1 pseudogene is annotated in these 1,373 nt (G+C 39.3%); it reads left to right on the top strand.

From position 1 onward, the window contains the following. Positions 1 to 105: 105 nt before the first annotated feature. Positions 106 to 1,332, top strand: a pseudogene (gltP, locus tag CEX73_RS00740) (glutamate/aspartate:proton symporter GltP); the annotation flags it as partial. Between the last annotated feature and the right edge of the window lie 41 nt (positions 1,333 to 1,373).

The following is a 1,373-nucleotide window of genomic DNA, read 5'->3' as shown; positions in this document are numbered from 1 at the left end:
AAAAAACTTCATCTGAAGTGTTGCAGCCAACGAACAGGGATGAGGATAGGAAGGATCACTTGTGCCTTCTGACACTGAGGACTAACTATGGAAAGCATCATGTTTATGAAACAGTTACAATTTACACTTGCCTGGAAAATATTTTGCTCTTTAATCTTAGGCATTGCCCTGGGCATCATATTACACGATCAAGATTATTTACGTGATTGGATGATTACAAACATTCTTTCTCCGGCCGGGGAAATTTTTATACGTATGATAAAAATGATAGTAATACCAATTGTTGTGGCTACCTTGGTGATAGGAATTGCCGGTATTGGCGATGCTAAAAAGCTCGGTAGTATCGGCTTAAAAACTATTATTTATTTCGAGATAATAACTACTCTAGCAATTATTATTGGGATAACTTTAGCTAATATTTTTCATCCTGGTCAGGCAATCGATATTTCAACGTTAGCTACAGTAGATATCTCTAAATATAAAGATACTACTGTGCAAGTACAATCTAATATGCATAGTCTTGTAGGTACGATATTGTCATTAATTCCATCTAATATTTTTGCTTCAATGGGTAAAGGTGACATACTTCCTATTATTTTTTTCTCAGTACTATTTGGTTTAGGGCTAGCTTCGCTACCTAGCCAAAATAAAACACCACTGCTAAATGTGTTCAACGCTGTAGCAGAGACGATGTTTAAAGTAACGAATATAGTTATGGGTTATGCGCCGATTGGTGTATTTGCGCTTATTTCAGTAACGGTTGCGACATTTGGTTTCGTATCTTTGTTACCTTTAGCTAAATTAGTACTATTAGTTTATGGAACCATAGTATTCTTCGCACTAGGTGTATTAGGCGCTGTGGCACGATTGTGCCAGCTGCGAATCTGGACACTTATTCGTCTTCTTAAAGAAGAGCTCTTTCTCGCTTATTCCACCGCCAGTTCTGAAAGCGTATTACCGCGGATTATTGAGAAAATGGAAGCTTATGGTGCGCCGGCGGCGATTACAGGTTTTGTGGTACCGACTGGTTATTCATTTAATCTAGATGGTTCAACATTATACCAAAGTATCGCCGCAATATTTATCGCCCAGCTATATGGTATTGAGTTACCTATTGGTAAGGAGATAATACTTGTGCTGACATTAATGGTAACTTCTAAAGGTATTGCTGGGGTTCCAGGTGTCTCTTTCGTTGTACTACTAGCCACGCTAGGCAGCGTAGGTATTCCACTGGAAGGACTAGCATTTATTGCAGGTGTTGACCGTATTCTTGATATGGCGCGTACCGCGCTCAACGTATTAGGCAATGCGCTAGCGGTACTCGTAGTGGCTTAGTGGGAAAATCAATATGATTGTGTTCAAGCACTAGCAAT

The sequence above is a fragment of the Candidatus Palibaumannia cicadellinicola genome (assembly GCF_002855795.1).
GTDB lineage: Bacteria > Pseudomonadota > Gammaproteobacteria > Enterobacterales > Enterobacteriaceae > Baumannia > Baumannia cicadellinicola_C.
The sequence above is the reverse complement of the archived record's forward strand: the minus strand, read 5'-3'. Positions and strand labels throughout refer to the sequence as shown.